The organism is Bradyrhizobium sp. WSM4874, from assembly GCF_055811835.1.
In genome coordinates this window covers 82,976-107,098 of the sequence record NZ_JBVVPR010000003.1, presented here as the reverse complement: position 1 = coordinate 107,098, position 24,123 = coordinate 82,976, and the positions used below count along the sequence as shown (strand labels likewise).

Genomic DNA, 24,123 nt, shown 5'->3' with positions numbered 1-24,123 from the left:
GCCTTCTTCCCGCAAGCGGACAAGTCAAGAATGGCAACCCGGCAGACGCAGCTTCTCGCACGGACGCTCCTGACGCCGGCCGTCGGACTGCTGTTCATCTGGATGATCGTCCCGCTCGCGCTGACGCTCTATTTCTCGACGCTGCATTACAGTCTGCTGGATCCCGGCTCGGAAGCGTTCGTTGGGCTGGAAAATTTCCGCTACTTCCTCACCGATCCCGCGTTCCTCGCGTCGCTCCAGAATACGCTGGTGCTGGTCGGCTCGGTGCTGGCCCTGACCGTCCTGCTCGGAATTCCGCTGGCGCTGTTGCTCGACCAGCCCGTGATCGGCCTCAACATCGTGCGGCTGATGGTGATCGCGCCGTTCTTCGTCATGCCGACAGTGAGCGCGCTGGTCTGGAAGAACCTGTTGATGCATCCGGTGTCCGGGCTGTTTGCCTGGATCGCGTCGGTGTTCGGGTTGACGCCGATCGACTGGTTCACCGACGCGCCGCTGCTCGCCGTGATCCTGATCGTGTCCTGGCAATGGCTGCCGTTTGCGACGTTGATTTTGCTCACTGCGATGCAGTCGCTCGATGAGGAGCAAAAGGAAGCCGCCGAAATGGACGGCGCCAGCGCGGTCTCGACCTTTATCTACATCACGCTGCCGCACCTCGCGCGCCCCATCACGGTGGTGATCCTGATCGAGACGATCTTTCTGCTCACCGTCTTCGCCGAAATCTACGTTACCACGGGCGGCGGCCCGGGACTGTCGACCACCAACATCGCCTTCCTGATCTATTCGCAGGCACTGATCCAGTACGATGTCGGCACCGCCTCGGCCGGCGGCCTCGTCGCTGTCGTGATCGCCAACATCGTAGCCTTCTTCCTGGTCCGCATCGTCGGCCGCAACCTGGAGGCATGAGACATGGCGCGGATGGCGACGAGGCAGCGGGTAGTGGTCTCGACGATCGGGGCGTGGTTCTTCGGCTTCCTGATCTTCTTCCCGATCCTCTGGATGGTGCTGGCGAGTTTCAAGACCGAACTTGAGGCCTTCGCGATTCCACCGTCCCTCCTGTTCTTCCACTGGACCACCGAGAACTACGCAACGGTGCAGGAGCGTAGTGACTATTTCCACCACGCGCTGAACTCGATCATCATCGCCGGCGGTTCGACGCTCATTGCGCTTTTGATCGCCATTCCCGCAGCCTGGTCGATGGCGTTCTCGCCGACCAAGCGCACCAAGGACATTCTGCTCTGGATGCTCTCGACCAAGATGATGCCGCCGGTCGGCGTGCTGGTGCCGATCTACTTGATCTACAAGTCCTTCGGCCTGCTCGATTCCCGCATCGGCCTCGTCTTCATCCTGTGCCTCGGCAATTTGCCGATCGTGATCTGGATGCTCTTCACCTATTTCAAGGAGATCCCGCGCGACATCCTGGAAGCCGCGCGCATGGACGGCGCCACCATCGGCCGCGAGCTGGTCTATGTGCTGACGCCGATGGCGATCCCGGGCCTAGCGTCGACCATGCTGCTGAACCTGATCCTGGCCTGGAACGAGGCGTTCTGGACGCTCAATCTGTCGACCTCGAACGCTGCGCCGCTCACGACGTTCATCGCATCCTATTCGAGCCCGGAAGGGCTGTTCTGGGCAAAGCTGTCGGCGGCTTCCACGTTGGCGATCGCGCCTATTCTCGTCCTCGGTTGGTTCAGCCAGAAGCAGCTCGTCCGCGGGCTCACCTTTGGCGCGGTAAAGTAGGAAGGGCTGCCGGATCATGGGTCAGATCACACTTCAGGACGTGCAGAAATCCTTCGGCCCCGTGCACATCATCAAGGGCGCGGACCTGGAGATTTCCGACGGGTCGTTCGTGGTGTTCGTGGGGCCATCGGGCTGCGGCAAGACCACGCTGTTGCGGCTGATCGCGGGGCTCGAGGACGTCTCCGGCGGCAAGATCCTGATCGACGGCAGGAACGTTATCGACACGCCGCCGGCCAAGCGCGGGCTCTCGATGGTGTTCCAGTCCTACGCGCTCTATCCGCATATGAGCGTGCGCGGCAACATCGGTTTCGGCCTGAAGATGGCGGGACTGGCCAAGGACGAGATCAACCGCAAGGTCGAGGCGGCCGCTGCGACGCTGAACCTCACGCCCTATCTCGACCGCAAGCCGCGCGAATTGTCCGGCGGCCAGCGCCAGCGCGTCGCGATCGGCCGTGCCATCGTCCGCGAGCCCAAGGCGTTTCTGTTCGACGAGCCACTCTCCAACCTCGACGCGGCGCTGCGCGTGCAGATGCGGATCGAGGTGACGCGGCTCCAGAAGCAGCTCGGCACCACCGCGATCTATGTCACCCACGACCAGGTGGAGGCTATGACCATGGCCGACAAGATCGTGGTGCTCAACGGCGGCAAGATCGAGCAATACGGCTCGCCGCTGGATCTCTACGAGAAGCCGGCCAACCTGTTCGTCGCCGGCTTCATCGGCTCGCCCAAGATGAATTTCGTGACCGGCGAGCACGCCTTGCAGAAGGGCGCGGCAACGATTGGCGTACGGCCGGAGCATCTCAAGATCGAACGCGACGGCTCCGGCGGTTGGCAGGGAACGATCGCAGTGGCCGAGCATCTCGGCAGCGACACCTTCCTCTATGTCGATGCCGGTCCGCTCGGCATGCTGACGGCGCGCTACATCGGTGAATTGAGCCTGCACGCCGGCGACCATGTATCGCTGGTGCCGGAGCCCGCGCGCATCCATCGCTTCGACGCAAGCGGCAACGCCATTAAGGCCTGACAAGAAACGGCAAGAAACGACAAGAATCGGAAACAGCAACATGTACCTGGAAAAATTCAAACTGAACGGCAAGACCGCGTTCATAACCGGCGGCGGGCAAGGCATCGGGCTCGCCTGCGCCGAAGCGCTGGCTGAAGCCGGCGCCAGGGTCGTCATCGGCGATCGCGACAGCAAGGTCGCCGACAGTGCGAAAGCCAGCCTGAAGGCGAAGGGCTTCGACGCCGAGACGGCGATCATGGACGTCACCGACACCAAGCGCGTGGCGGAGGTCGCGAACGACCTCGTCGCGCGCCACGGCAAGGTCGACATCCTCGTCAACAACGCCGGCATTGCGCGCAGCGAGACGCCGGCGGAGACCGTGACCGACGAGCACTGGCTCAACGTCATCGACGTCAATCTCAACGGCACATTCTGGTGCTGCCGCGAGTTCGGCAAGCACATGCTGAAAGCGAAGAGCGGCGCCATCGTCAATGTCGGCTCGATGTCCGGCTTCATCGTCAACAAGCCGCAGGAGCAGTGCTTCTACAATGCCTCCAAGGCCGGCGTGCACCATCTCACGAAATCGCTCGCCGCCGAATGGGGCGCGCGCGGCGTCCGCGTCAACGCGGTGGCGCCGACCTATATCGAGACGCCGCTCAACGCCTTCGTGAAGAGCAATCCGAGAATGTACGACGCCTGGATCGGTGGAACCCCGATGGCGCGGATGGGGCAGGTCGAGGAGATCGCCTCCGTGGTGTTGTTCCTCTCGTCCGAGGCCGCGAGCCTGATGACCGGCAGTATCGTGGTGGTGGATGGCGGCTACACTTGCTGGTAGGCTTGCGTCAAAACTGACGAGAGCTTCCGGGGGCGACAATGCCGCGAGCGTATATCGGCGTCGATGTAGGGACCACGAGCACGCGGGCCGGGGTGTTCGACGAAGCCGGCACCTTGCTGGCGATCGCACGGCATCCGATCAGGATGTGGCATGAGGCCGGTGACATCGTCGAGCAGTCGTCCCAGGATATCTGGGACGCTTGCACGGCGTCGGTGCGGGCCGCGATGGCGGAAGCTGCAATCGCGCCCGATAGCGTCGGCGGTATCGGTTTCGACGCCACTTGCTCTCTCGTGGTGCTCGACCGGCAAGGCGAGCCGCTCACCGTCAGCGCTTCCGGCGACCGGCAGCGCAACGTCATCGTCTGGATGGATCACCGCGCCACGGCCGAGGCGCGGCTGATCAACGAGACCGGTGACGCCGTGCTGCGTTATGTTGGCGGCTCGATCTCGCCCGAGATGGAGATGCCGAAACTGCTGTGGTTGAAGCGGCATCTGCGCGCGAGCTTCGACGCTGCAGGACACTTCTTCGATCTCGCGGATTATCTGACCTGGCGAGCCACCCGCTCGTTGCAGCGCTCGACCTGCACGGTCACCTGCAAATGGAACTACCTCGCGCATGACGGCGGTGGGTGGAGCGCGCCATTCTTCAAGCGCATCGGCCTGTCGGACTTCGTCAACGAGAAATACGCCCGCATCGGCACCGAGATCGTCGCGCCCGGCACGCGGCTCGGCGCCGGTCTTACCAGTGCGGCCGCTGCCGATCTTGGCTTGTCGCCGGGCACGCCGGTCGGAGCGTCCCTCATCGATGCCCATGCCGGCGGCATCGGCGCAATCGGCGGCCGCGATGAATCGGACGGCGCGACAGATGTTTCCGACCGCCTTGCCTACATCATGGGAACGTCGGCCTGCATCATGGCGACGACGAAACAACCGTGCTTTGTGCCGGGCGTGTGGGGTCCGTACTACTCCGGCATGGTGCCAAATTTCTGGCTCAACGAGGGCGGGCAGTCGGCTGCGGGCGCTGCGATCGACCATCTTCTCAAGTCGCATCCCGGCCACGCCGAAGCGAGCGCGGCCGCGCGCAACGAGGGCCTCGACCTTATCGAGTTTCTCGAGCGCCGCATCCTCGCACGCGCAGGCGGCGCCAGCCGTGTCGCGCTGCTGGCCCGCGACGTCCATGTGCTGCCCGAGTTCATTGGCAACCGCTCGCCCTACGCCGATCCTGACACGCGCGCGGTGATCGCGGGCCTCGATCTCGACACCGACATCGCCTCGATGGAACGGCTGTTCGTCGCCGGTCTGTGCGGGCTCGCCTATGGGCTTGCCGAGGTGATCGAGGCCTTTGCCGCGCATGGCGTCCACTCCAGCATCATGATCATGGGCGGCGGCGCCAGCCGCAGTCCGCTGGTGCGGCAGATCATGGCGGACACCACCGGCCTCACGGTCGCGCTGCCGCAGACGAAAGAACCTGTGCTGCTGGGCGCCGCGATGCTCGGCGCAGTCGCCGGCGGCGCCTATGCCTCGATCGGCGAAACCATGGCAAAGATGTCGGCGCTGGGACGGAAGAGCGAGCCGACCATGCCCGACATAGCCGCCTTTCACGCCCGCAAGCGCGAGGTCTACAAGTTGCTGCGCGAGGTCGATCGCGGCAGCCGTGCCGCGATGCGCGACGTCGCGAGAGGTTGAGACGGATGTTGATTTCCTGCGGCGATGCGCTGATCGATTTCGTCCCGACGCGAAACACCGACGGACGCGAAGCCGTCATGCCGGTGGTCGGGGGCTCCTGCCTGAACGTTGCAATCGGCATGGCGCGGCTCGGCGCGCCGACCGGCTTTGTCGGCGGCATCTCGACGGACATGTTCGGGCGCATGATCGCCGACCACGCCGCTGCATCCAATGTCGAGCTCGCCCTCGCCACAAACAGCGATCACCAGACCACGCTTGCCTTCGTTCGCATCGTCGCCGGCGAGTCGCATTATGCTTTCTACGATGCCGAGACCGCCACGCGGAACTGGACCTACCGGCGCGGCTCCATTGCGTTCGATACGGTTGAAGCCCTCCATGTCGGCTCGACCACACTCGTTAACGACCAAGGCGCGACCGAGACCAAGGCCCTGATCGCGGACGCACGGGCGTCCTCGACAATCTCCTTTGATCCGAACTGCCGGCCCAACCTCGTGAAGGACAAGCCGGCTTATCGCGCGCGCATGACGGAGTTTGCCGGCTGTGCCGATCTCATCAAGATGTCGGACGTCGATTTTGCCTATCTGTTCGGCGACGAGCCGTATCGCCAGCGAGCGAGCACGCTGCTCGCACGGGGCGCGAGCCTCGTCGTCATCTCCCGTGGCAACAACGGCGCGATCGCGTGGCATGCGGGGGCAGGGCAGATCGAGGTCGCCGCCCCCAAGGTCGTGGTCGCCGACACCATCGGCGCGGGTGACAGTTTTCAGGCGGCGTTGTTGTTCGCCCTGCACAAGCAGGGACGGCTCGCCCGACAGCAACTGAAGGATATCGGCGCGGACGAGCTTCGCCGTGCACTGTCCTTTGCCGCCAATTGCGCCGGGCTAACCTGCACCCGTCCGGGCGCCGATCCGCCCTGGAGTCACGAGATCAGTTGGAGCTCGTAGGCCGCCTCACAGCCGCGCGACCGCCTTCTCGGCGCATTTCAGGAAGGTTCGGATCAGCGGACTCTGGGCGTCCCGCCGCCAACAGACCGCGATATCGATGGAGTCGGTGGCGTCCCGCAGCGGCCGGAACACGACCCCGCGCGGCGCCCCGAGCTGCGCGCAGGCGGGCAGGATGGCGAGGCCTTCACCGGCGAGAACCAGGCTCATCGCCGAATGCACCGTCTCCACCCGGCTCGCAATCGGCATTACGATCTGGTGCCGCCGCAGCAGGGCCGCGACCGCGGAGGAGGAGGGGTCCCGCTCCGGCGGCGGCAGCGCGATCAGCGGACGGCCCTGGAGTCGTATCATTGGCACCGCGCTCAGGCGCGCAAGCGGCGAACGGTTTGGCACCGCCAGCATGAACGGCTGCGCGCCGATCCGGGTCACCTGGATCTCGGGATGGTGGATCGCCGGCATGCACAACGCGACCGTGACGCTGCGATCGAGCAGCCGGGCCTCGCGCGTCGAGGCACTGAGCTCGGCGAAATCGAGATCGACGCCGGGAATGGATCGCCGCAGTTCGGGGATGAGGCGCGGCAGCATCGCGTTCGCCAGCACGAACATGTAACCGACGGACAGCCGACCACGGCTGCCGGCCGCGACCGCGCGTGCGGCTTCGATGCCGTCCGCCGCCAGCGCCAGCGCCTCGCCGGCGCGCGCCAGCAGTGCCTGGCCCGCGTCGGTCAAATCCATGCCGCGCGTGCCGCGGCGGAACAGCGGTGCACCGACCTCGGCCTCCAGCTTGCGGATCTGGACCGAGAGCGGCGGCTGCGCCATCCGCAGCCGCTCGGCAGCCTTGCCGACACTGCGCGCCTCGGCGACGGCGACGAAATAGCGGAGCCGGCGAAGATCCATTGGCATACCGAAAACGTATGGGTTGGTGTTCAAAATCGTATTGGCGGCGAGTTAACAAAACTGTCATCCTGGCTGTCAATGCTATCGGCCACCGGCGGCCGGCTTCGGAGCGATGTGACGATGAACGGCGATCCTTGCCAGCTATCCGCAACCGTGCTGCGCGGCCTCATCGCGACAAAGCAGATATCGCCCGTCGAGCTCACCCGCGCGGTGCTCGCCCGTGCCGAGGCGCTCCAGCCCGAGCTGAACTGCTTCATCACGATCTGCGGCGACGAGGCGCTTGCGGCTGCGCGCGAGGCCGAGCGCAAGGTGATGGCCGGCGAGCCGCTCGGCCTGCTGCACGGCATTCCCGTCACCGTCAAGGACATCGTCAACACCAAGGGCGTCAAGACCACCTTCGGTGCCGTTCCCTACAAGGACAACGTGCCGGCCGAGGACGCCGTCGCGGTCGCGCGGCTCCGCGCGCAAGGCGCGATCCTGATCGGCAAGACCACGACGCCCGAATTCGGCAGCAAGTGCCTGACCGACTCGCCGCTGTTCGGCCGCACCCGCAATGCGTGGAGCGCCGAGCGCTCCTCCGGCGGCTCCAGCGGCGGCGCAGCGGTGGCGGTGGCGAGCGGCATCGCGCCGCTTGCGATCGCGACCGATGGCGGCGGCTCGACGCGGATTCCCGCCGCCTGCAACGGCGTGGTCGGGCTGAAGCAGAGCAACGGCGTCATCCCACACAGCCAGGCGCTGGACGCGTTCGGCAACCAGACCTATGTCACGCCGATGACTCGGACCGTCGCCGACACCGCGCTGATGATGCAGGCGATGGCCGGCGAGGATTCCTGCGATCCCTGGTCGATCGGCATTCCCGTGACCGACTTCGTCGGCACGGCCACTCCGCGCGGCGATCTGCGCGGGCAGAAAATCCTGTACTGCCTCTCGCCGCCCGGACGCCCCGTCTCTGCCGATGTCGAGGCCGGCTTCAAGGCGAGCCTCGATCGGCTCGCGGGCCTGGGTGCCGAGCTCGAGGAGTTTTCGGGCGAGGGGTTCGACATCGAGCCGATCTGGCGCGCCATCAATCACACGGTCTGGCGGACGCGCTTTGCAAAACTCGCAGCCGAGCATGGGGACGCGCTGAGCGAGGCCTTCCTCAAGCAGCTTGCGCTTGCCACCGACGTCAGCGGCGTCGCCTATCAAGAGGCGATGTTCGCGCGCACGGCGCTGTTCCGCCGGGTGCAATCCCTGCTTGCGCGCGGGCATCTGCTGGCGATGCCGACCATCACCCGCACCGCGCTGCACATCGATCAGGACCTGTTCGGCACCATCGAGATCGACGGCAAGCACTTTGACAGCGTCCGGCCGCACTGGTTCCCCTGGACCATGCCGTTCAACATGACCGGACACCCCGCGATCAGTCTGCCCTGCGGCTTCGGCCGCGATGGCCTGCCGATCGGATTGCAACTCGTGGGCCGCTTCCGCGCCGATGCGGACTTGCTGCGCGTGAGCGCGCTGTTCGAGGCGTCGCAAGGCCTTCTGTCCCGTTGGCCGAATTGATGGGCATGCAGCAAAGCACTTGCCTCCGGCCCTCGGACATGTTGATCGTGCCGCGGATGCCCCCTGAATCCGAACGCCCATGAGCGTATTTGTCCCCATGCGGCATGACGCCCGCATCCCCCTCGGTGTCGTCCTGGCGAAAGCCAGGACCCATACCGCGGAATTGATCGGTGACGGGCAGTGCCAGTACCGAAGGACGAGTCTTCGCCAAACTGCTGCTTGGGGTTATGGGTCCTGGCCTTCGCCAGGACGACGTCGGAGCTCGTGAACGCATGAGCGTATTTGTCCTCCGACGTGTGCTGACCTTGCTAGCGACGCTGGTCGGCGCATCCGTGATCATCTTCCTGGTACTGGATGCTCTTCCGGGTAACGCCGCGCAGATGCTGATGGGCGCTGACGCGTCGCCGGACGCGGTGCGTGCGCTCACCGTCAAGCTCGGGCTCGATCAGCCGCTGGCGGTTCGCTATTTGCAATGGATCAAGGGGCTGCTCGTCGGCGATCTCGGCAACTCCTATGTCTACGGCACCCCGGTTGCCGCCTTGATCGCGGAGCGGCTGGTGCTGACCATTCCGCTCGCGATGATGTCCATGTTGATCACGGTGACGCTGGCGCTGTCGGCCGGCATCTACACCGCCGCCAACCACAACAAGCTCGGCGACGTCGGCGTGATGTCGCTGACGCAGGTGGGCATCGCGCTGCCGAATTTCTGGTTCGCGATCCTGCTGGTGCTGTTGTTCTCGGTGCGGCTGCAATGGCTGTCCGCGGGCGGCTTTCCCGGTTGGGAGGACGGCATCTGGCCCGGCATCAAGTCGCTGCTGCTGCCGGCGATCTCGCTCGCGGTGGTGCAGGCCGCGATCCTCGCGCGCGTCACGCGTTCCGCGGTGCTGGAAGTGCTGCGTGAAGACTTCGTCCGCACGGCGCGCGCAAAAGGCCTCGGCAAGCGCGAGGTGCTGTGGAGCCACGTGCTGCGCAACGCCATGATCCCCGTGATGACCGTGATGGGCCTGCAATTCGCCAATCTGCTGGCCGGCACCATCGTGATCGAGAACGTGTTCTATCTGCCCGGCCTAGGCCGGCTAATCTTCCAGTCGATCGCCAACCGCGACCTCATCGTGGTGCGCAATTGCGTGATGCTGCTCGCGACCATGGTGGTCATCGTCAATTTCGTGGTCGACGTGCTCTATGCCTTCGTCGATCCCCGCATCAAGGTCCACGATCTGTGAGTGATCCGCTCGTCACCCTCGTCGATGCGCCGGCATTAGCGCGCCCTCTGCCGGCCCGGACCTTCTGGCGCCGCGCACTGCGTCATCGCAGCTTTGTGCTCGGCGGCGCGCTGAGCCTGCTGGTGCTCGCCTCTGCGCTGCTGTCGCTGGTGTGGACGCCCTGGTCGCCCTATGAGATCGACATCGCCTCAAAGCTCCGGCCGCCCTCGGCCGCGCACTGGCTCGGCACCGACGTCTTCGGCCGCGACATCGTCTCGCTGCTGCTCGCCGGCGCCCGCTCCACCATCATGGTCGGCATCATCGCGGTCAGCATCGGCCTCACCTTCGGCGTCTGTCTCGGCCTGATCGCGTCGGCCAGGCGCGGTTGGACCGAAGAGATCATCATGCGCTTCTCCGATTTCACCTTCGCCTTTCCGGCCGTGCTCTCCGCCATCATGCTCGCCGCAGTCGTGGGGCCGGGCATGGTGACCTCGATCGTCGCCATCGGCATCTTCCAGATCCCGACGCTGATCCGGCTGACGCGCGGCTCGGCCAACGCGATCTGGGCGCGCGAATTCGTGCTGGCCGCGCGCGCGGCGGGGAAGGGCAAGTCTCGCATCACCATCGAGCACGTGCTGCCCAACATCCTCTCGATCCTGATCGTGCAGGCGACCATCCAGTTCGCGCTTGCGATTCTAGCCGAAGCCGCCTTGTCCTATCTCGGTCTCGGCACGCAGCCGCCGCAGCCGTCCTGGGGGCGGATGCTGAACGACGCGCAGACACTGCTGTTCCAGTCGCCGATGCTTGCGGTCTATCCGGGTGCTGCGATTGCAATCGCGGTGCTCGGCCTCAATCTGCTCGGCGACGGACTACGCGATCTGCTCGACCCTCGACTTGCGCGGGAGCGATGAGGATGGGCGAGCGCTCGACCATGCCGCTGATCGAGGTCGACAATCTCGGCGTGCGCCTCAATACCAGCCGCGGGCCTGCACAGGCGGTGCGCGGCGTCAGCTTTGCCCTGAAGCGCGGCGAGACGCTCGGGCTCGTCGGCGAATCCGGCTGCGGCAAGTCGGTGACGGCGTTGTCGCTGATGGGACTGCTGCCGGACAGCGCGGTCGTCACCGGCAGCATCAAGCTGGACGGCGGCGAACTCGCTGGTTTGTCGGACGCGGAATATTGTCGGTTGCGCGGCAATCGCATCAGCATGATCTTCCAGGAGCCGATGACCGCGCTCAACCCGATGCACACGATCGGCCACCAGGTCGCCGAGCCGCTGCGGCGTCACAGGAAATACTCGGCATCGCAGGCGCGGCGAGAAGCGATCGCCTTGCTCGACCGCGTCGGGCTGCCTGATCCGGCGCGCCGCGTCGATGCCTATCCGCACCAGTTTTCCGGCGGCCAGCGTCAGCGCGTCACGATCGCGATGGCGCTCGCCTGCGAGCCCGACCTGCTGATCGCGGACGAGCCGACCACGGCGCTCGACGTCACCATTCAGGGCCAGATCCTAGACCTCATCGCCGATCTCGTCGAAGAGCGCGGCATGTCGATGATCCTGATCTCGCACGATCTCGGCGTCATCGCCGAGAACGTGCAACGCATGATGGTGATGTACGGCGGCACGATCATCGAGAGCGGGCCGACCGACGAAGTGTTCCGCCGGATGGGACATCCCTACACGCAGGGCCTGTTCCGCGCCCGGCCGAAGCTCGGCGCGCGCAAGGGGACGCGGCTGACGACGATATCGGGCACGGTCCCGGAGCTCGCCGATCTGCCTTTCGGTTGCACCTTCGCCGACCGGTGTCCGCTCGTGATCGAGCATTGCCGGGCCGCGCTTCCACCGATGGTGGACGTTGGACCCGGCCACTTGGTGCGCTGCATCCGGACCGACGTCTCCATGGCCGAACGCGTCGGAGCGCTGACCGTATGACCACGGCGCCTCTTCTCGACGTGAAGGATCTCGAGCAGCGCTACACGCTGCCGCGTGAAAGCGTGTTCCGCCCGCCGGGGCAGGTGCGCGCGCTCAATGGTGTCAGCGTGCGGGTCGACGCCGGCAAGAGCCTCGGCATCGTCGGCGAGTCCGGCTCGGGCAAATCGACTTTCGCGCGGGTGGTGATGGCGCTGGAGCGGCCGACATCGGGGCAGGTCGCGCTGCTCGGCCGCGACCTCAACCGCATCTCTGCGGACGAGCTGCGCCGCGCGCGCCGCGATTTCCAGATGGTGTTCCAGGATCCCTACGGATCGCTCGACCCGCGCCAGACCATCGCGCGCATCGTCGCTGAGCCGCTGACCGTGTTGGAGGGGATTGATCGCACGACGCTTCGTGCCCGCGTCTCCGCGGTGCTGCAGCAGGTGGGCCTGCGTAGTGCCGACATGGAGAAATATCCGCACGAGTTCTCTGGCGGCCAGCGCCAGCGCATCGCCATCGCACGCGCGCTGATCACCCAGCCGAAGCTGATCGTCGCCGACGAGCCGGTCTCCGCGCTCGACGTCTCCGTGCAGGCGCAGGTGCTCAACCTGATGCAAGACCTCCAGGAGCAGTTCGGCCTCAGCTACGTCCTGATCAGCCACGACCTCGCCGTCGTCGACTATCTCTGCGACGAGGTCGCGGTGATGTATCTCGGCCGCATCGTCGAGCAGGGCCGTCCCGAGGATTTGTTCGAGCGCTGCGCCCATCCCTACACGCGAGCGCTGCTGGATGCCGTGCCGCGGGTGCGCGCCGCCGGCGGCCGGCGCCGGCGCGGGGCCCAGGCAATCGCCTCGCAATCGGCGGCCGCGACCGGGTGTCCCTATGTCTCGCGGTGCGCGCTCGCCGACCAGCATTGCCGCGAGGTTCTGCCTGAGCTACGCAAGCTGGGCGAGACGCATCTGGCCGCCTGCCACAAGGCGGAAGCCGTGATGGCGTTGCCGCAATTGCCCGTGGAAGGTTAGCGTCCTAGGCGGGATTGGCGTAGGCTGGGATGAGAGAAGGCCGGGGAGTTAAGCATGTTCAGGAAACTATCGATCGTCGCATTCGCCGCCGCGCTTGCCGTGGCTCCGTTGCCGGTGCTGGCGCAGTCCAAGAAGGACAGCGTCGTCATGGCGATGGCGCTGGAGCCGCCGGGGCTCGATCCCACAAACGCCGCCGCCGCCGCGATCGCCGAGGTCACGCTCTACAACATCTATGAGACCCTGACCAAGATCAACGAGGACGGCACCACTTCGCCGCTGCTCGCCGAGAGCTGGACGGCCTCGCCCGATCTGAAGACCTATACGTTCAAGCTGCGCAAGGGCGTCAAATTCCACAATGGCGAGCCGTTCGACTCCGCCGCCGTGAAGTTCTCGTTCGAGCGCAATGCTGTCGCCACCAGCACCAACAAAGACAAGAGCCTGTTCCAGAGTTTCGAGAAGGTCGACGCGCCCGATGCCGACACGGTCGTGATCAGCCTGAAACATTCGGAGCCGAACTTACCGTTCCTGCTGGGGCAGGCCAGCGGCTCGATCGTCGAGCCGAAGAGCGCGCCGACGAACATCACGCAGCCGGTTGGGACCGGGCCCTATCAGCTGGGCGCCTGGGCCAAGGGCTCCTCGATGACCCTGACCAAATGGGCCGACTACCGCAACGCAGCCGCGATCAAGCTCTCGAAGGTGACGATCCGCTTCATCTCCGATCCGTCCGCGCAGACAGCGGCGCTGCTGTCGGGCGATGTCGACGCGTTTCCCCGCGTCTCGGCCCAGCGCACCATCGCTCAGTTCAAGGCCGATCCGCGCTTCAACGTTATGGTCGGCGGCTCCAGGGCGAAGACCATCGTCGGCATCAACCATCGCAAGAAGCCGCTCGACGATGTTCGCGTGCGCCGTGCGATCCTCGCTGCGATCGATCGCAAGGCGATGATCGACGGCGCGGTCGATGGTTTCGGCACGCCGATCGGCAGCTTCTACGTGCCGAGCGCGTTCGGTTATGTCGACACGACCGGCATCAACCCGTTCGACCCCGAGAAGGCAAAGAAACTGCTCGCCGAGGCCGGCATCACCACGCCGCTCGAACTCTCGCTGAAGCTGCCGCCGCCGTCCTATGCGCGGCAGGGCGGCGAGATTCTCGCAGCCCAACTCGCCAAGGTCGGCATCATCGCCAAGATCGAGAACGTCGAATGGGCGCAATGGCTGTCGCAGGTATTCGCCGGCAATGGTCCACACAATTTCGACCTCACCATCGTCAGCCATGTCGAGCCGTTCGATCTCGTCAAGATCACCGAGCCGGACTACTATCTTGGCTACAACAACGAAGCGTTCAACGCGCTCTACAAGCAGATCGTGTCGACGCCGGATGAAGCTGCCCGTGCCAAGCTTCTCGGCGACGCCCAGCGCATGCTGGCAACCGATGCGGTCTCGGGCTATTTGTACCAGCCGCAGCTGATCACCATCACCAACAAGAAGCTGAAGGGCGTCTGGAAGGACGTGCCCCAGTACGAGAACGACTTCTCGACGTGGGCGTGGGAGTAGGGTCGCGGAGGTCGATTGAGTGATTTCGGTGACGATCTCTCCCAACGGAAGAGATCGTCACGAGACCGGTCCAAACAAAAACCTGAAAAACAACCCCATGCACAGTAGCCGGGGATAGTCATTTCAATGACTTGCGCGTCACGCAATTGAATGGTTTGCGTTGCGCGATGCCGTTGACCCGTCGGGCAAAACACTGGCATGATGGCCTCATCGAAGGAGGCGCGCCCGCTTGGTTTGATTGCGCCGGCCCGATGCTCCCCGACTTTGAACGTTCGGAACCCTGATGCGTTAGTTCGGCGCAGGATGGCCGCAGGCCGTGCGATCCGGCGCGAGGGTATGCGGAGTTCGGTTCTTGCTTAAACTGTACAGGTGGCCATCCGACGACTGGCAAAAGATCGGCGCGGAAATGCCGTCCGAGATCATCTGGGCGGATCTTTTGGACGCGACCGCAGAAGAAAAGCAGTTCGTCGAACGATTGCTCGGGATCCGCGTTCCGTCCGAGGATTCGCTCAGCGAGATCGAAGCGTCGAGCCGCCTGATCGTCGACAACGGCACGCTCTATCTCAGCTCGCCGGCGGTCCGGCTCAACGAGGACGACGAGGCCGAGATCACGCCGGTGGGATTCGTCATCGGCCCGCGCGTGCTGGTGACGGTACGCTTCGCGCAGCTGCCGATCTTCGACGACATCGGCAAGCGTATCGGTTCCGATGACAGCCTGGAGAACGGCATGTGCGTGTTCACCAGTCTGGTCGAGGCCATGGTCGACCGTGGGGCCGATGTTCTTGAGCATCTCGGCGCGAAGGTCGACAGGCTCTCGCGGGGCGTCTTCAAAGGCGGGCTCGTCCGCACCCAGCGGCCGGTCCGCTCCAGCCGGCGGATGCGCGAGGCGCTGGAGAACATCGGAGAGTTGGCTGATCGGCTCGCCAAGGCGCGCGATGTCCTGCTTGGTGTCGGCCGCGTCGCCTCGTTTGCCGGCGATGTCGGGAGTGAATGGATCACGGCCGCGTCGAAGAAGCGCCTCGAGGCCGTCTCGAAGGATGTCGCTTCGCTCGGCGACTACGAGACGCGATTGTCGGACAAGATCCAGCTTTTGCTCGATGCCGTGCTCGGCTTCATCAACATCCAGCAGAACGAGCTGTTCAAGATCCTGACAATCGTTTCGGTCGTCGGCGTACCGCCCACGATCATGGTCGGCATCTGGGGCATGAACTTCAAGCACATGCCGGAGCTGGACTGGACGTTCGGCTATCCGCTGGCGTGGCTCGCCATCATTGCCAGCGGCGTGCTGCCGCTGATCTGGTTCAAGCGCCGCGGCTGGTTCGAGTAAAGCCGCGGCGCACCGCTCGAAGACGATGCGCCGCTTTTCGGGATCAGGCGACTTCGGCGGCGAATTTGCCGACCCAGTCGCGGGCGAGCGTCAAATCGGCTTGCGACAATTGATGGCCCGCCGGCAAAACCTTGTGTTCGACCCGGGCTCCGGCTTCCGACAACAGCGAGGCAAGCTTCCCCGAATTGCTCGCCGGAACGATCGGATCAGCCTGCCCTGACAGAAGCAGGACGGGCTTGCCGCCGAGCTCAACCTTCGGCGGATCCGACAGCGGCACCATGGCGCGGAGCAGGATCGCGCCTGCCAACACGTCCGGCTCCAGCAGCAACAGCGCGGCCGCGATGTTGGCGCCGTTGGAGAAGCCGACCGCGACCGGTGCGGCGAGGCCGTAGCGCTGCCGTGCCTCGCTGACGAAGTCGCCGAGCTCGCGCGCGCGCCGCCGCACATCGTCCTCGTCGAACACGCCCTCGGCAAGGCGGCGGAAGAAACGCGGCATGCCATGCTCGAGCACGCGGCCGCGCGGCGAGAGCAGGGCCGAGCCAGGCGAGATCATCTTGCCAAGCCCGAGCAGATCGTTCTCGTCGCCACCAGTGCCGTGCAGCAGCAGCACCGGAGGAGAGCCCGTGCTGGTCGCGGGCTCGAAACGATGGACGAATGAACTCTCGGTCATGACACGCTCTCTGCCAAATTCGGCAACACAGCCTCGATCTGCTTGCGCTGCGCTTCGAGGAAGCTCGGGAGCTTGAGGTCGCGTCCCAGCGTCGCCACGGGCTCGTCGACGGCGAAGCCGGGGATATCGGTCGCGATCTCGAACAGCACCCCCCCGGGCTCGCGGAAGTAGATCGAGCGGAAGTAGTTGCGGTCCCTTTGTTCGGTCGGGTGCAGGCCGTGATTGCTCACGAGCCTCTGCGCCATCCTGCCTTGCTCGGCGTCGTCGGCTGCGCGGAAGGCGATGTGATGCACGGAGCCGCCACCCTGGTGCCCGCGCAGGAAGCCCTTGGCCTCGTAGATGTCGACGACGCTGCCTTCGACATCGCCCGGTGCCTTGAAGCGGATCACCGAGCCTTCACGCGCCATCTCCTTGAAGCCGAACACGTCGGTGAGGACGGCAGCCGTCTTTGCCGCGCTGTCGAGCAGCAAGGTCACGCCGTGGAAGCCGCGGATCGCATGCTCGGCCGGCACGTCGCCGTTGCTCCAGCCGGGCTCGCTCTCGGCACCGGGAATGCCGACGAGCGCGAGCGCCATGCCATCAGGGTCTGTGAACGGCAGCACGGACTCGCCAAAGCGCTTCTCCAGCGCCTCGTAGGCGATGCCCTTCTCGACGAAGCGCTGCGTCCAATAGCCGAGCGAGCGCTGCGGCACGCGGAAGGCGGTCTGGTGGGTCTCGCCGACGCCGCGGCGCCCGGCCGGCACGCCGGCCCACGGAAAGAAGGTCAGGATGGTGCCGGGGCGGCCGGTCTCGTCGCCATAGTAGAAGTGATAGGTGCCGGGATCGTCGAAATTGACCGTCTTCTTGACGAAGCGCAGGCCGAGATCTCGGGTGTAGAAGCCGAAGTTCCTGATCGGGTCGCCGGCGATCGCGGTCACATGGTGCAGTCCAGACATTGTCGTCCTCCAACGCTAGGGGAGCGGTCTTGCTCTGGCCGGAAATATCGCTCCGCTTTGAATTGGAGACAATCCATGCAAATATGACGTCTATGTCTACGATTTGGAAACAATCCACGGGGCCGACGCTTGGATAAGGTCGCCAGCCTCCGGGCCTTCGTAAAAGTGGTCGAAAGCGGCAGTTTTGCCGAGGCGGGCCGGCAGTTGCGGCTGTCACGCTCGGCGATCAGCAAATACATCGCCGACCTCGAGGAGAGCCTCGGCGTGCAGCTCCTGAACCGCACCACGCGCCATGCGAGCCCGACCGAGAACGGCCAGCGCTATTTCGAGCGCGCGGTCGTGATCCTGTCGGAGATCGAGGCGGCCGACCAGGCCGTGACGCAGGCGCAATCGGCGCCTCGCGGCCTGTTGCGCGTCAACGCGCCGATGTCGTTCGGCACCCTGCGGCTCGGGCCGGTGCTTGCCGATTTCATGGCGCGATATCCGGAGCTGCAGCTCCAGCTCGTGCTCAGCGACGACCTGCTCGATCCCGTCCAGGACGGTTTTGACGTGACCTTGCGCATCGCGGAATTGGAATCGTCGAGTTTGATCGCGCGAAAAATCATGCCGGTGGCGCGCATGATCTGCGCTTCACCCGATTATCTCGCACGTCACGGCACACCAAAACACCCGCAGGATCTCCGCGGGCACACCTCGCTGACCTACGGCTTCCTGCTTACGGGCAATCAGTGGAAGCTCACCGGCACCGACGGCGATCACTGGATCCAGCCGGCCTGGTCGCTCTGCGTCAACAATGCCGAAGTGCTGCGTGATGTCGCGATCAAGAGCAGGGGGCTCGCGCTGCTCCCGGAGTTCATCGCCGCCGACGCCTTGAGGAAAGGCGAGCTGCGGACTGTGCTGGACGAGTATTCGGCGCCGCCGCTCGCGCTCTATGCGGTCTATCCGCCGACCCGGCATCTGTCGGTGAAGGTGCGGCTGTTCATCGATTTTCTGGTGGAGCGGTTCGGGCGGGAGGATGAAGCGTCGGGCCGATTAAAATGACCCGCGCGGAGGGACCGAGCGAGATATGTCGGCTCCGCGCGGCTCGCTGCTCTAGTTTTTGGTGTCGAGGAATTGGCGTATCGCCTTCACGGTCGCCGCCGGTTGCTCTTCCATCAGCCAATGACCGGCGTCCGGAATGACTAATTCGGTGACGTCAGTCGCGGCGTTTCGCATCACGACGGCCTCTGTCGCACCGAAGGATTTTTCGCCCCCGACAGCCAGCACGGGAATGGTCAACTTGGTCGCGATCGCCTTCTTGTTGTCCTCGGCGTCGGTTCGGATCGACCTGAACTGGGCGAACGCAGCACGCATGGCGCCCGGCCGCGCATAGAGCGCTGCGTAATGACGGCGTGTCGCTTCCGCGATCCTGGAAGGCGTGCCCGCGAAGTCATTCCAGAAGCGGTCGAGGTAGATGCGCTCGCGACCCTTGACCAGCCGCTCCATGTCCAGGCCTCCGAGATCAAAATGCCAAAGCTGCGGGCTGCGAACGACCTCGTCCCACGGCGGCACCCCGGGCACCGGGGCATCCATGACGATCAGCTTCTCGGTCAGGTCGCGATACCGGGCCGCGTAGGCATAGGCCACCATGGTTCCGATGTCGTGGCCGACGACGGCGGTCTTTTCGATGCCGAGCGCTGCGAGAACGGCCCGCATGTCGGCCGCCTGGGTCCATTTGTCGTAGCCATTGTCGGGCTTGCTCGAGAGGCCCATACCACGCAGATCGGGCACGACAACGGTGTGGTCGCGCACGAGGTCAGCGGCGAGCTTGACCCACATGTCGCCGGTATCACCGAAACCGTGGATCAGGATCACGGCAGGCCCCTGACCGCCGACGCGAACATGAATCTGCGTGCCGTTGGCCGCGATGGTTCTGGTCTTGAAGCCGGACGGGAACTGTTCGACCTCGGCGCGCGCGGCAGGGGCGAGCAGCGTGAGAACAATGGCGAGATATCTTGCGCGCACCGGCGCCTCCGATCATCTTGTATTTCAGTCAGTGACCGAAGGCTCTTAGGCCGGCCGAAGCAGATCGTCCAGCGCGCTCATCGAGGCCTTCCGAAGCGCGGCGAGCTCGCGGGCGGCGCTGTGGGATTCGGGCGGGGACATCGTGACTGCCGCCAGCTCGACCTCATGGCAGAATTCGAACAGGCGGACGAGGCCGAGTGCACTCGCGGCGCTCCCGAGTTGATGCGCGCAGCGTGCGAGCTGCGTGGGATCGCCAATCACTGCTGCCTTGGCGATGTCCTCGACCAGCTTTTTGCTCGTCTGTTCCAGTAGGCGGTGGAGTTTTGCGATCTGCGCCGCGCCCAGCAGCTCCTTCTGGTCATCGAGGAAATGCCGGTCGATCAATGCGCCTGCGGCGAGTTGCGCCGCGGCCGGCTGGTTCTGGGCATCATCCTCGATCGCCTCGCGCAGCGCATTGATCAGGATCGGCTTGCTGACGATCCTGGCAATGCCTGCGTCCGCGAGCCGTTCGCGGGCGCGGCGCGACATGTCGGCGGTCACCGCGATGATGCGCGGCATCGTCGGCAGACCGAGCTTGCGGATCCGCGATGCCGCCTCGACCCCGTCCATGTCGGGCATGTGCAGATCCATCAGGATGATATCGAACGCCTGATCGCGGGCGAGTGCGATAGCCGACGCGCCGTTCGTGGCGATGGTGGCGTGGTGGCCAAGCCTCTTCAACATCGCTTCGCCGACCTCGCAATTGACGGGGTCGTCGTCGACCAGCAGCACGCGAAGCTGCCGCGATGGCGGCTGGACCGCGCCTTGCGCGATGTCGCTCGCGGCAAGGCCAAGCGGTACCTCAAGCATGAACGAGCTGCCCGTACCCGGCGTGCTCGCCACCGTCAACTCGCCGCGCATCAGGCGGGTGAGGCGCCGCGCGATCGCCAGTCCAAGGCCGGTGCCGCCGAATCGCCGGGCGATGCTGTCGTCGGCCTGGACGAAATCCTCGAAAATCCGCTCGTGCATGTCGGGCGCGATGCCGATGCCGGTATCGCGAACGGTGATGCGCAGCAGGACATGATCGTCATGTCCCTCGGCGGCCGCGCTCAAGCCGATGCCCCCGCGCGGGGTGAACTTGATCGCGTTGCCGATCAGATTGAGCAGAATGCGATTGAGCCGCACCGGATCGCCGTGCACGGAGATATTGACCGTCGCATCGCAGGCGAGATCGAAGGTCAGGCCCTTGCCAACGGCCTGCGGACGCATCAGATCGGCGGCCGTTTCGATGAGCTGGTCGAGGCGGAAATCGCGGGTCTCCAGAGTCTCGGCGCTGGCCTCCAGGCGCGCATATTCGAGGATGCCGTCGACCAGCGCGATCAGCGTTTCGCCCGACGCGGCGGCGGTCGTGAGGTGGCGCCGCTGCGCTTCGCCGAGGCTGCCGTCGTCGAGCAGTTGCAGCACGCCCATGACGCCGTTCAGCGGCGTGCGCAGCTCGTGGCTGACGACCGCGAGAAAGCGCGATTTGGTCTCATTGGCCGCCACCGCCGCGCTGCGCGCGCGCTCGGCGGCATCGTGCTCGGCAAGGGCCTGGTCGCGGGTCCTTTCAAGCTCGGAGGTGCGTTCGATTACCTTGCGCTCGAGCGTCGCATAGGATTCGCGCAAATGAGCGGCCATCCGGTTGAACTGGTCGCCGAGCGCCTCCAGCTCGTCACCGGTCTTGATTGCGAGCCGCAGGCCGAGGTCGCCGCTGCCGATCCGCCGGGCGCCCTGCGTCAGGATCTGGATCGGCACGGTCATGCGCCGGCTTAGAAACAGAGAGACCAGCACCGCACATGCGAGCAGGATGACCAGGAGAAAAGTCGAGCGTCCGATCGACGCGTAGATCGGCGCATAGGCCTCGGTGAGCGGCAGCTCGACGAACACCAACCAGCCCAGCGAGGGGACCGTCGCATAGGTCGACAGCACGCGTTGACCGGAGAGATCCTCCTTGACCAGGCCGCCGGAGGGCGGCCCGACGCCATCGAGCGCGGCGCGGACGTCGGCATGGCCGGAGAGATCGCTGCGACGCAACGCCGGCCACAAATCGGGATGCGCGATCAACAACCCCATCCGATCGACCACATAGGCCTTGCCGGTGTTGCCCACCCTGATCCCGGCGACGAGGTCCCAGATGAAGCGAAGATTGACCTCGGCGACAATCACATCGGGCGTCAGGCCGGTTCCGCGCGTGGCGAGCGTCATGAACGGCTCGGTGTCGCCGAGGAAGTAGACCGGCCCGTAATAGGCGCGGCTTTCATTGGCGCCGCGGAAGGCCTGCGAGGTGGAGAGGTCGGCCTTGCTGCCGATCCTGTCCGCGACACGGCGCGACACGCGCACCTGCTCGCGACCCTGCGCGTCGAGCTCGGCGATTTCGGCGATCGCAGGCGAGAGGCGCAGGAGGCGGATGGCGTTCAGACGCTGGTCCTCGTTCGTGGACAGCTCCGGGGGCAGGCGCGAGAGCCATCTGATCTGGCTTTCGATCTGGCCAATGAACTGGCCGATCTGGATGGCGGCGCTTGCTGCCTGCTCGCGCTGGGTCGCCGCCAGTAGCTGTTTCTGCTCGCGATAGGAGAACCAGACGTCGAAGCTGGTGTTGATGGCTAGCGCGGCAAAAGCGAGCGCGACGATCGAGTAGAGGTATTTGCGGAACAGCCGGCCGGGAGGTGGCCGCAAATCTCCCTGGTCGATCGTCTCGTTCACTCGCGGATCTCGTCGGCGCGCGCGAGCAGCGTGAATGGTATCGTCAAATCCAGCGTGCGGGCGACCGTGCGGTTGATCAGGAGTTCGTATTTGCGCGGCGATTGCACCGGCAGATCGCCGGCCTTGGTGCCGCGCAGGATGAGATCGACATAGTCAGCCGAGCGCACTTCGAGCGTCGGCCCGTAGCTCATCAGCCCGCCCGCATCCATGAAATAATGGAAGGGGTAAATCGTGGGCACGCGATATTTGGCGGTCGCCGCGATGATCGCCTGCCGGTTGACCACCAGAAAGCTGTCGACGAGCGCGATCATCGCCGCCTTGGGCGGTTCGGTAAAGCGCCTGACGGCTTCGTCGATGTCCGTTGGCGCGCTGACCGGGGCGGGGACCACGGACACGCCGGACAGTGCTGCCTCTTGCTCGATGGAATCGAGGAAGAAGCGGCCGCCGCGAGGTGTGGTCGCCGGGTTGAACAGGATGCCGACACGCGCAAGATCCGGCACGGCCTCCCGGATGAGCTGAAGCCATTTGCCGCCCATCTCGGCGGTGCTGTTGGTGAAGCCGGTCACATTGCCGCCGGGATGGGCAAGGCTTTCGACGAAGCCGTTGCCGACGGGATCGTTGGCGGTCGCGAACACGATCGGGATGGTTTTGGTGGCTTCCAGGACTGCCGCGGTTTCGACCGTCGAGCCGGTCAGGATCACGTCCGGCTTGAGCGCCAGCAATTCCTGAACCGCGGTTTTCAGTCTATCCGGCGCGCCGAAGGTCGAACGGAGCTCGAAGCGGAAATTGACGCCTTCGACCCAACCTCGCTGCCTCAAGCCCGCGATGAGACCACCCAGGCGGGAGGTCGGGCTGTCGATCATGCTTCTTCTGGTCAATTCGTCGTCGAGCCGCAATGCGGTCAGCGATGCGACGACGCGCATGCGATCAGATGTTGCGCCAAGCGCCAGCCATCCCGCAGCGGTCGTGCCCGCAAGGCGAATGAACCCGCGGCGATCGACCGCGAGAGCGGAAGGCCGATCGGTCATGGATGTCTTTGCATGATGGTTTGCCCCAGCCCGATGCTTAGCGCGAACAGCCGGCATCCACAATTGATGAAAAAATGCGTTTGTGACTGCTCATTCGCAGCGTTTGGCAGCCCGATACCGTATTCCTACGCCGCCAAAGAGTCGCTGTTTCGAACCTTGCCTCCTCCGTGACGCCTTGTAACGCACTGCGGCGTTGCAACATTTTCCGTCTCGGTCGTGATGACGGTTCGGGGAGACCGATTTCGTAGCTGCCGATTTTTGAAGCGTTGTTTCAAATTTTTTCGAAGGTTTTCGATGCGCAAAATCTATCTCGTTCCGGCCCTCGTTGGCCTGCTCACCACCGTTGCAGCGGGGCCCCTTGCGGCCCAGGGCGCCGTGCCAAAGCAGAAAGCTGCGCCGGCACCGAGAGCCGCCGGTGCTGCCCCCGCAGCAGCCGGTACGCCGGTCGCCGCCGGCGCGACGTCGGCAGCCGCCGCCGAGACAGCGGCCCCGGACGACAAGTCCAAAGCGATCGACTCCAAGGCGATCGACGGCTTCCGCTCGGCCAAATTCGGGATGAACGAGGCCGACGTGCGCGCGGCGATAGCCAAGGATTTCAGCGCAAAGCCCGACGCCGTCAGGGCGCAGGACAATGCCTCCGAGCTGACGCACAGCCTGCTCTATTCGGCGCCCGAGCTGCTGCCGAACGGCGGCACCGCCGAGCTCTCCTACGTGTTCGGCTACAAGTCGAAGTCGCTGATCCAGATCGGCGCGGTCTGGTCGAAGGGCACCGACGCGGCGATCACGCCGGAGAAGCTGTTCTCCAACGCCAACATCCTGCGCGCCCATTTCCTCAGCGAGGGCTTCAAGCCCGACTCCATCGCGGTCAACATGCCCGTCAACGGCGGCATCGTGATGTTCCGCGGCAGCGACGCCAAGGATCGCTCGGTCATCCTGCTGCTCCAGGGCACGTTCGAGAACAAAGACAACAATCAGCGAGTGCTGACGCCGACCAGCCTGCTGCTGTTCTACGTGGCCGACGCCAAGAGCCCCGACATCTTCAAGCTGCCGCCCGGCCAGTTCTGATGCCGCGCTTCGACGACATTCTCCCACCCGGTTGTGGATCGGCCCCAGTGCCGAT

The 24,123-nt window shown here is 65.1% G+C and carries 21 protein-coding genes; 15 read left to right on the top strand and 6 right to left on the bottom strand.

Translation table 11 applies throughout. From position 1 onward, the window contains the following. Positions 1 to 30 precede the first annotated feature (30 nt). The 6 genes from AC0L3P_RS04310 to AC0L3P_RS04285 are packed head-to-tail and all read left to right on the top strand — an operon-like array spanning position 31 to position 6,201. The gene (locus AC0L3P_RS04310) at positions 31 to 903 is read left to right on the top strand and encodes a carbohydrate ABC transporter permease (RefSeq protein WP_354056006.1); all 873 of its coding nucleotides are present in this window, start codon (positions 31 to 33) and stop codon (positions 901 to 903) included. Positions 904 to 906: 3 nt separating this feature from the next. Beyond that, positions 907 to 1,737 carry a carbohydrate ABC transporter permease gene (locus AC0L3P_RS04305; protein ID WP_473301083.1) on the top strand — a complete coding sequence of 277 codons (831 nt, stop codon included), beginning with the start codon at positions 907 to 909 and terminating at the stop codon, positions 1,735 to 1,737. 16 nt (positions 1,738 to 1,753) lie between these two features. Further along, a complete protein-coding gene (locus AC0L3P_RS04300) occupies positions 1,754 to 2,761 on the top strand; it encodes an ABC transporter ATP-binding protein (protein ID WP_473301082.1) in 1,008 nt (335 codons plus the stop codon). Positions 2,762 to 2,801: 40 nt separating this feature from the next. Continuing rightward, complete coding sequence (locus AC0L3P_RS04295; protein WP_354056000.1) at positions 2,802 to 3,575, top strand: SDR family NAD(P)-dependent oxidoreductase; 774 nt, start codon at positions 2,802 to 2,804, stop codon at positions 3,573 to 3,575. A gap of 38 nt (positions 3,576 to 3,613) precedes the next feature. Continuing rightward, the gene (locus AC0L3P_RS04290; RefSeq protein ID WP_473301081.1) at positions 3,614 to 5,260 is read left to right on the top strand and encodes an FGGY-family carbohydrate kinase; all 1,647 of its coding nucleotides are present in this window, start codon (positions 3,614 to 3,616) and stop codon (positions 5,258 to 5,260) included. A 5-nt stretch (positions 5,261 to 5,265) separates the two neighbouring features. Further along, positions 5,266 to 6,201, top strand: a complete 936-nt coding sequence (locus AC0L3P_RS04285; RefSeq protein ID WP_473301080.1) for a carbohydrate kinase family protein — start codon at positions 5,266 to 5,268, stop codon at positions 6,199 to 6,201. Positions 6,202 to 6,207: 6 nt separating this feature from the next. Here the strand turns inward: AC0L3P_RS04285 and AC0L3P_RS04280 are convergent, their stop codons facing one another. After that, entirely contained in the window at positions 6,208 to 7,095 is an 888-nt protein-coding gene (locus AC0L3P_RS04280; protein ID WP_473301175.1) for a LysR family transcriptional regulator, read from the bottom strand. Positions 7,096 to 7,215: 120 nt separating this feature from the next. Here AC0L3P_RS04280 and AC0L3P_RS04275 point away from each other — a divergent pair, with 120 nt between their 5' ends. The 7 genes from AC0L3P_RS04275 to AC0L3P_RS04245 all read left to right on the top strand — a co-directional run bounded on the left by AC0L3P_RS04275 (position 7,216) and on the right by AC0L3P_RS04245 (position 15,645). Further along, the gene (locus tag AC0L3P_RS04275) at positions 7,216 to 8,637 is read left to right on the top strand and encodes an amidase (protein WP_473301078.1); all 1,422 of its coding nucleotides are present in this window, start codon (positions 7,216 to 7,218) and stop codon (positions 8,635 to 8,637) included. A gap of 272 nt (positions 8,638 to 8,909) precedes the next feature. Then, positions 8,910 to 9,860 (top strand): ABC transporter permease, encoded by a 951-nt coding sequence (locus AC0L3P_RS04270; protein WP_275167633.1) that lies wholly within the window; start codon positions 8,910 to 8,912, stop codon positions 9,858 to 9,860. After that, positions 9,857 to 10,750, top strand: coding sequence for an ABC transporter permease (locus tag AC0L3P_RS04265; RefSeq protein WP_473301077.1), 894 nt, complete (start codon positions 9,857 to 9,859; stop codon positions 10,748 to 10,750). Before AC0L3P_RS04270 ends, AC0L3P_RS04265 begins: the two co-directional genes overlap by 4 nt. 2 nt (positions 10,751 to 10,752) lie before the next feature. Then, complete coding sequence (locus AC0L3P_RS04260) at positions 10,753 to 11,766, top strand: ABC transporter ATP-binding protein (RefSeq protein ID WP_354055986.1); 1,014 nt, start codon at positions 10,753 to 10,755, stop codon at positions 11,764 to 11,766. Next, positions 11,763 to 12,767, top strand: a complete 1,005-nt coding sequence (locus AC0L3P_RS04255) for an ABC transporter ATP-binding protein (RefSeq protein ID WP_354055984.1) — start codon at positions 11,763 to 11,765, stop codon at positions 12,765 to 12,767. The genes AC0L3P_RS04260 and AC0L3P_RS04255 overlap by 4 nt, the downstream gene beginning before the upstream one ends. Before the next feature lie 54 nt (positions 12,768 to 12,821). Then, positions 12,822 to 14,318 carry an ABC transporter substrate-binding protein gene (locus AC0L3P_RS04250; protein WP_473301076.1) on the top strand — a complete coding sequence of 499 codons (1,497 nt, stop codon included), beginning with the start codon at positions 12,822 to 12,824 and terminating at the stop codon, positions 14,316 to 14,318. A 352-nt stretch (positions 14,319 to 14,670) separates the two neighbouring features. After that, positions 14,671 to 15,645: a magnesium transporter CorA family protein gene (locus tag AC0L3P_RS04245; RefSeq protein ID WP_275167628.1), complete on the top strand. Its 975-nt coding sequence runs from the start codon at positions 14,671 to 14,673 to the stop codon at positions 15,643 to 15,645. 43 nt (positions 15,646 to 15,688) lie between these two features. Here the strand turns inward: AC0L3P_RS04245 and AC0L3P_RS04240 are convergent, their stop codons facing one another. Together AC0L3P_RS04240 and AC0L3P_RS04235 are read right to left on the bottom strand one after the other, a co-directional pair. Then, the gene (locus AC0L3P_RS04240) at positions 15,689 to 16,315 is read right to left on the bottom strand and encodes an alpha/beta hydrolase (RefSeq protein ID WP_275167627.1); all 627 of its coding nucleotides are present in this window, start codon (positions 16,313 to 16,315) and stop codon (positions 15,689 to 15,691) included. Further along, positions 16,312 to 17,250 (bottom strand): ring-cleaving dioxygenase, encoded by a 939-nt coding sequence (locus AC0L3P_RS04235; protein ID WP_473301075.1) that lies wholly within the window; start codon positions 17,248 to 17,250, stop codon positions 16,312 to 16,314. The genes AC0L3P_RS04240 and AC0L3P_RS04235 overlap by 4 nt, the downstream gene beginning before the upstream one ends. Before the next feature lie 129 nt (positions 17,251 to 17,379). On the opposite strand from AC0L3P_RS04235, the gene AC0L3P_RS04230 reads away from it, so the two are divergent. Beyond that, the gene (locus tag AC0L3P_RS04230; RefSeq protein ID WP_473301074.1) at positions 17,380 to 18,291 is read left to right on the top strand and encodes a LysR family transcriptional regulator; all 912 of its coding nucleotides are present in this window, start codon (positions 17,380 to 17,382) and stop codon (positions 18,289 to 18,291) included. A gap of 51 nt (positions 18,292 to 18,342) precedes the next feature. On the opposite strand, the gene AC0L3P_RS04225 is transcribed toward AC0L3P_RS04230, so the two are convergent. From AC0L3P_RS04225 to AC0L3P_RS04215, 3 genes are read right to left on the bottom strand one after another with little or no spacing between them, the layout of a single operon-like run. Further along, a complete protein-coding gene (locus AC0L3P_RS04225; RefSeq protein WP_473301073.1) occupies positions 18,343 to 19,254 on the bottom strand; it encodes an alpha/beta fold hydrolase in 912 nt (303 codons plus the stop codon). A gap of 45 nt (positions 19,255 to 19,299) precedes the next feature. Then, the gene (locus tag AC0L3P_RS04220; RefSeq protein ID WP_473301072.1) at positions 19,300 to 21,975 is read right to left on the bottom strand and encodes a hybrid sensor histidine kinase/response regulator; all 2,676 of its coding nucleotides are present in this window, start codon (positions 21,973 to 21,975) and stop codon (positions 19,300 to 19,302) included. Then, positions 21,972 to 23,003, bottom strand: coding sequence for an ABC transporter substrate-binding protein (locus tag AC0L3P_RS04215; RefSeq protein ID WP_473301071.1), 1,032 nt, complete (start codon positions 23,001 to 23,003; stop codon positions 21,972 to 21,974). Before AC0L3P_RS04215 ends, AC0L3P_RS04220 begins: the two co-directional genes overlap by 4 nt. 294 nt (positions 23,004 to 23,297) lie before the next feature. Between AC0L3P_RS04215 and AC0L3P_RS04210 the strand changes: the two genes are divergently transcribed. After that, positions 23,298 to 24,068, top strand: coding sequence for a hypothetical protein (locus AC0L3P_RS04210; protein WP_473301070.1), 771 nt, complete (start codon positions 23,298 to 23,300; stop codon positions 24,066 to 24,068). Positions 24,069 to 24,123 lie beyond the last annotated feature (55 nt).